At 35.1% G+C, this 7,438-nt stretch carries 2 protein-coding genes; both read right to left on the minus strand.

Annotated elements, in window-relative coordinates; genetic code table 11:
• Positions 1–1,684 precede the first annotated feature (1,684 nt).
• Complete coding sequence (locus tag ACFILZ_RS09100; protein ID WP_375610956.1) at positions 1,685–6,658, minus strand: DEAD/DEAH box helicase; 4,974 nt, start codon at positions 6,656–6,658, stop codon at positions 1,685–1,687.
• A gap of 506 nt (positions 6,659–7,164) precedes the next feature.
• Positions 7,165–7,359 carry a hypothetical protein gene (locus tag ACFILZ_RS09105; RefSeq protein ID WP_375682380.1) on the minus strand — a complete coding sequence of 65 codons (195 nt, stop codon included), beginning with the start codon at positions 7,357–7,359 and terminating at the stop codon, positions 7,165–7,167.
• Positions 7,360–7,438 lie beyond the last annotated feature (79 nt).

Raw genomic sequence — 7,438 nt, forward strand, 5'->3', positions numbered from 1 at the left:
TCTAATTCGAGTTAAGAAATGACCATCGATATATTCACAATCATCAATAAATTCGTATTTTTTTGCAGGCTCTTGTTTATTAACAGACGCAGTTTCATTTGAAATGGAAGAGATAACGGGGGTGTTTTTTGAGATATTTGTCATAATTAAATCCTACATGATTTAGTGTTTTCAATTGACAGCCTATAAAGGCGCCGGGTGTTGAAAACACGGCATGTAGTCCGTTGTTATGCCTTCCTCATAAGAGTATTGTATAGCATAACCACACCCGACAAAATCATCATATATGCTAATTAGAGCATAAAAGATAGCCAGTTTTATAATAGGATTAGGTTTATCGCAACCTTTTCGCTACATGTTTAGTGTTTTCATCACTTGGTTATTTATATAACAAAATACGTATTTATTGTCAAATAATATTTTATCTTTTTTGATATTTTTTTGTATTTTTTAAATACGTTGTGTATTGATAATATCTTATGCTTATTAATTGCTTATTTTATATTTATGTGCTTTTAAAACTATATTACGGGCTTTGTGAAACGATTGCGTATTTTCTGAATCTATACATTTATAATATTTTAGAAACGCTCTCATAATGCGTATTTTAAACTTTATAACCTATCAATTTTGTTACTAAATGAATTTTAATTTTTTTGTGAATTTTGTTTATAAGGGGCTTTAATTTAAACGACCTTAATAGCACCGCGCTCTTATAACAAATGCTTTCATTTGCATTTTTGCTTTCTCTATAGCTGTTATGTTCTTTATAGCCATGGCATCATTTTTCATGTTCATAAGAGAAATGATAAATAGGATATATGATAATTGTGATTTATTGCCTGTTATGAAAACATCTCAATAGAAACTGATCATTATAGAGATGAGCAAAATCCCTTTTAATAAACTTTTGTCATTTTTGTCAGTTCTTTTTAGAACCTATATCATTTTTTTTAAATGATAAAAAATTAAAATCATTATATTTCAATAAGTTAAGTTTTATGAATTTTTCAAAATACAACTTATTAAAACAGCCATAACAAATAAATACAACTGTAAATATATATTTGTCAGTTTATGTCAGTACATTGAATCGACAAAAGTGATCATTTAGTGAATGATTAAAACATGTCTTATGAGAGTATGTGATCTTTTAAAGCCTTTCAAAAGAAAGGGATTATAATCATAATAAATGCTATCAAGACCATTATGGTTATGAGTTTTGGAGGTGCTTTTTACGCCCCCCTTTACATATTTTTCAATAAAAAATAAAAATCATTATATTTCAATATGTTATTTTTTATCAATTTTTCAAAAAACAACCTATATCAATAGTACAACCTATAAATTCAACTAATGCTCTATGTTTTGTAAGGGTTTTGGGGGGGTAGAAACATTCAAAACCTATAAGTAATATAAGAAAATGAATATACATAACCCTCTTTAAATAAAGCTTCTGATAACAATAAAGCTATCATTTTAGATTACGGTTTAATCTTTTAAAGGCAATGTAAATAAGAGTATCTAAAAGTGCAAGTTTCTTCTTTTTAAATAACGCATGATAAATTATCCTTTTAAAGATTGTATGTCAGCAATTTATAAAAGGGATATAAGAACCTATAGGTATAAAACCTTATACCCCTTATGAGTTTATCATACCCATTATGTGAGCATGCTTTATAAGTTATTCAGTTTCTCTTATTTCCAATTTTGGTAGTTTTTTTACGATTTTCATTGTTTCTAAACTTACGGTAATAACCTTTTGAAATAACTCTAGAGGGTAGGCAGGGTTGCCAACGGTTTCAACAGCATAGCGATTAGCATCATTAACAATGCCACTCTTTTTATCAATCTTTACACATTGACGCCCCATAACCCATTCAAGAGCAGGCTTGCCATTAACGATATACGCATAAGCTTCAAGAGGGATATCTGTCATGATGATATTGCTATTATAAATAACAGTGGTTCTATCCTTTTCTTTACTATCCTTAATTTTTGCGAATTTCATTTCAGTTACATAATAAAACTTTTCGGGATTAGAGATCTCTGTCTGTTTTGGATTACCCTTTTTAAAGGTCACAGGATAAGGTTCTACAGTTTCATAATTCACATGCAAATGACCCAATTCACGTCCTGCTGTTACAAACTTCCAAAAATCACCAGCACTCTTTACACAAGGGATACGAGGCAGTTCTTTAGAGAGGTTATCAGCATAACGAGCACGATAATCTTCCGAATGAAGCAAACCGTAAACGTAATAGAATAGATCATCTTTTGTTATGGTTTCATTAGGATAAGCTGCTTTAAAATGTGCTAGACCTTCATCAGTAATGGCATCACGCCTCTGTAAATTAGCTGTTGCGTTTGCTTCTGTAGAGTTTGTAAATAAATGGGATTGGTTATTATCTTTATCCTCTAAAGATTCAATATCCTCATAAAGATACCTTGGAAAGCATTGGCTACCACCATCTATCATATTAAGATCAGGTATATTATTAGTCATAAGTACAGAAAAATCACTTCGTGAACCTGTACCAGTAACTTGTATTATTCTATTTTCAATCGCTCGTCCTATCGGAAATATATGCGGCATTTTATAAACCATTTCATTAAAGGCGCGATTATAATAGAGCCATTGTTTCGTAAAAGGACGATAAAGGCTTTGAATAAGGCATCTATCTTCAAGTTCAAAGATTTTTCCTCTTATTAATTCTTGTTTAAGAGCGCGACTCCAACTTATTTTTCTTTCATCAGCATTAACAAAATTGTCTACAGTTTTAGTACGTGTTTTACCGTCATTATGTGTATAAGCACCATTAAAATGCTCCACTTCACTATTGTAAAAAGTAATCATATTACTCATATTCTTCGCGAGAGTTTCACGACTTGAATTGTATGCCCAAGCATCACGATTAGTCTGTATACCACACGAAAAAGTCTCAAAGAGCTTTTTATCATGCCCTTTTTTAATACCTAGAGCTAGGAATGTCTTGAAACTGTCATCGCGTTGACCAAGCCAATCACCATGTTTATCTGGTGTAATCGTTTGCCAACCTAATTTATCCGTAATATCATCAATGCTCTCAAGGGACTTAATGATCGTAAGCTTTTCTTTTATCTTGAGATAATCTCCAATATCATGGAAATATATTTTCCCCTGTTGTTTGGATTCCGGATTTTTTACGAGAATAGATATAGCAATCGGAGCACGAGAACCTTCACCAAAAATCCCACCACCTTCTTTTTTACGTTGTTCTCCAGAGGTTCGTGCATTCCCCCGTAAATGGAAAATGTAAAGGCTGCTAAATTCCTTAACAAGGCATTTTCGTAAACCGTTCAGAGAATGTCCAGTGATAAAGCCCGCATTTGTAACAAAACCAATAACACCACAGTCTTTTATACGGTCACTAGCCCAGCGAATAGCACGAATATAACTGTCATAAAGTGCTTGCATATTGATTGATTCAGATTGAGCAGCATAAGTTTCACCAATACGTTTATCTAATATCGGATAAGGAGTATTTTTTGCATTATCATTAGCACTTTTTTGTCCTATAGAATAAGGGGGGTTACCAAAGATAACTTCGATATCTAGTTTCTTTTGATGTTCCAAATATTCACTATTTTCTTTAAATAATTCCTGTAGCAAGTTCTTCTCTTCAAGCATCCGAAACGTATCAGCCAAACCAATATGCTTGAAAGGGATATATTCACCTTTCATCAAACTATGATAAGTCGATTCAATATTAATCGCTGCTATGTAATAGGCTAGTAAGACAATCTCGTTGGCATGGATATCATGACGGAACTTATATTCCATATCCTCTGGTTTTATGAGCTTTGATTGTAAAAGCCTTGTGATAAAGGTCCCCGTTCCAGTGAAAGGGTCAAGAATAGAGACTCCACGTGACCCCAAGCTTTTTCCAAACTCATTACGCAACACATCATCAACAGAATGAATGATAAAATCGACAACCTCAACGGGGGTATAAACAATGCCAAGCCTATCCGTTGTCTTCTTAAAAGCTTTGGTAAAAAAATCTTCGTAAAGTTTGATAATAAGATTTTGTCTTGCCTGTGGTTCGGTAATGCCAGAGGCACGGAACTTTACGCTGTCATAAAACTCTTGTAATTCTTTGGATTCTTCCTCAATATTGGTTTTATCGAGTTCTGTTAAGATTTTTTCCATTGCTTGCGAAATGGCATTATTTTGTACAAATTCATTGCCTTCAAACAAGGCTTCAAACACGGGACGCGTTACAAGATGTTGCGCTAACATCTCAATCGCTTCTTCTTGCTTTATCTCACTGTTTAAGTTGTTTTTTAATTCTTTATAAAACGCATCAAAGGCATGATAAGCTTCGCTTGTTTGATCAGAAAGCATAGTTTGAAGGCGTGTGATATGGTTTTGTGCAATCTCAGCAACATTGCCAGCCCAAATGCCCCAATAATCACTCATAGTAGATTTTTTAACAATCAGTGTTTTGAGAGCATTGGGAAACTCAACAAAAAAGGGCAATCTTCCTTGTCCTTCATATGTTTGGTGCGGTTCATGAGCTTGTGTCCCAATACAAAGTCCGGATTTTTCTGATTTTTCGTGGAGCGGGATTTCGTCAATAACCGTGGTGACATTCTCTAATTCGGTCTTTTTAGAAACTGTAACAATGTCGATGATAGAGCTTACGTCTTGCCCTAAGACCATCTGGTTAAGGGTTTTACTAAAATTCTCATCATGGGCAAGCAAAGCATTGAGAACTTGCCAGACAACACTGTATCTCTTATTGTTTTTTAATGCCTCTTCTGGTGAAACACCAGCAGGAACACCAACCGGCAAAATGATATAGCCCATCTTTTTGCCTTTTGCACGACGCATCACACGTCCCACTGCTTGTATCACATCCACTTGGCTTTTACGCGGGTGTAAAAACATAACCGCATCAAGGGAAGGAACATCAACACCTTCTGAAAGGCAGCGTACATTGGTTAATATACGGCAGACATTCTCACCCGCATCTTCTTTCAACCAATCAAGTTTTATCGTACGGTTTTTGGCACCAGATTTTCCATTAATATGATCTACTTGACAGTTAAGAGGAGGAATATTTTTATGGTTTTCATGAAGATCACGTAAATCTTTCTTAACTTCTTCATCATTGAATGTGTCACGAATGCGTTCAGAAGTTTTAATATCTCTACAAAAAGCCAAAGCCCGATGCATGGGTCTTGTATCATCTCCAAGATCAATTTTCAGATCCATTTTGGTAAGAGCTTGATAACAACCCATGATCTTTGTTCTATCATCAAGAATAAGTTCATAATTCTCATCTGTCATCAGATGCTGGATAGATTTACTCACTTCTCCTTCATCAACACCTAAAACGATAATCTTGTAAGGCGTTAAAAGTCCATTTTTTACAGCATGGGAGAAACTATAAGAATAAAGGATTTTGCCATAAAGCTCTTCATCATCCATAGAAGCCAGAACGGCATCAATCTCATTAGCTTGTTTTTTGGCATTATCACTAAAGATACGAGGTGTTGCTGTCATATACAGACGTTTCTTGCCCCGAATAAGGCTATTATTATGAACCTTGATAAACTCAGATTCACTCTTGTCTGTTCCTAACACAGCTCCAGTGGTACGGTGTGCTTCATCACAAATGATCAGATCAAATTCCGGCAAATCATATTTCTTTTGCGCATCTGAAATCACTTGGATCGAATGGTAGGTAGCAAAGACCACTGTCATGGCATCAGAAGAAGTCTTATTGGCTTTTTCTCCAAGCTTTTGAGAATCTGTTGTTGCTGGTAGAGCGAGATCCGAGACATCGAGTTCGGCAGCATCATCTTGGGCTTTACGACGCTTGCCAACTTGTGTATCAGAACACACCGCAAAGGAACGCAAGGGGATTGCTGTATCTGCTGTCCATTCTCTTATTGTTTGTGACATTAAAGAAAGAGAGGGGACAAGAAATAAAACACGTTTACCTTGACCAGCAAGAGTTTCTGCTATCTTCAGACTGGTAAAGGTCTTTCCCGTTCCACACGCCATAATCAGCTTGCCGCGGTCTGCTTCTTGTAAACCGTCACAAACAGCTTTAAGCGCTTCTTGTTGATGATCTAAAAGCTTTTTCGGTTCTTTTTTCTTAAGAGTAGCTTCTCCTTTGCTTTCAAAGGTTGACCAATCTATTTGACTGTTTTCCAAATCAAAAAGATTAATCCGTTGAATGCGGACTCCTTGTCCTTCACAGGTGAGATCGGCATTGTTACTCCAATTACCTTCGGTGCTATCAACCAGAATACGGCGTGTGAAGATCTTTTTTCCCGAGGCAGCAATAAAGCTATCAATATCTTCTTTCTTGATCTGATGATTTGCACTATAAAACTTACATTGAATAGCGGCATATCCTTCTTCATCACGAATTTTAGCAACCAGATCAATGCCAATATCACGCCCATCTTCCCCATGCTCTTTTGCCCATTCACAATAGGTTTGAACCTTTTCATATTCTTGGCATTGTAGAGGGTCTTGCGTCAAATAAGCAATTACAAACTTTTCAAAAGAAGTTCCTCTATCGCGCGCATTTTCTGTATGATCACGGTAGGATTGTAACAGAGAGCGTAATGTCAGTGGTTTGTTATGAGATTGAAGCATTTATAATAAAACCCCACCGCTTTATAAGCGTTGATCTATCGGTGTTAAAAAACTTTAAATAGAATCTGCTAGATCTATTTAAAACAAATAGCAATAATAAAATAAAAAAAGGGTGCTAAAGACCCATAACCTGCTTAAAAAGAAATTTTATTAAAGGCTACTTATCCACAGCCTATGACATGAGGTAAAATCAGCAAAATAGTGAATTTTGCTGTTCGTTTCACGTGTTAATCAAGACAAATGAACTATATGCTTTGATAGGTTTTATAGATAGGTTTTGAAGGTTTCTCAAACCTTCAAAACCATTCGAAACTCAGAGATTAGGCGTCCTTTGAAGGTTCACTCTATGAATGCAAGGGGATATGGTTAAGCAAATTTATCCTTTATATTTATGGGGATATTGATGTATTAACCATTGACGGGCTAAACAGTTTTGTTTAGAGGTTTCTTTATATAAATGTGGGGGAGAGATCTTCAGCAGTTAAAATAAAGTGGTTTTTTTAGTGTCACTTTTCTTTGGTAACAGAGGCATGTGCTTTTGTTAAAAGTGTTATAGGGCAGTGGCTGTTTTGAGTGGGTTTATTAGCGGTTCCATGAAGTTCTTTTAAATCATGCTTCATGAATAGTGCAAAGCGGGGGCAATCTGTATTGTTATTGATATTTTTACGCCAAAGTTCTCTTTTGAGAATTTTTCGTGCCATTTTTGTTTTCTTTGGCTTGTTTACAGGTGTAAATGTTTATGCGCGCTCCTCAGCTATTTTTCATTCCCCAACAGATAAT

Source organism: Bartonella sp. AP40SXNS (genome assembly GCF_042195825.1).
GTDB lineage: Bacteria > Pseudomonadota > Alphaproteobacteria > Rhizobiales > Rhizobiaceae > Bartonella.

Bases quoted from the DNA above. Each gene is read 5' to 3' on its own strand.
- ACFILZ_RS09100 (WP_375610956.1), bottom strand. From the start codon at position 6,658: ATGCTTCAATCTCATAACAAACCACTGACATTACGCTCTCTGTTACAA.
- ACFILZ_RS09105 (WP_375682380.1), bottom strand. From the start codon at position 7,359: ATGGCACGAAAAATTCTCAAAAGAGAACTTTGGCGTAAAAATATCAAT.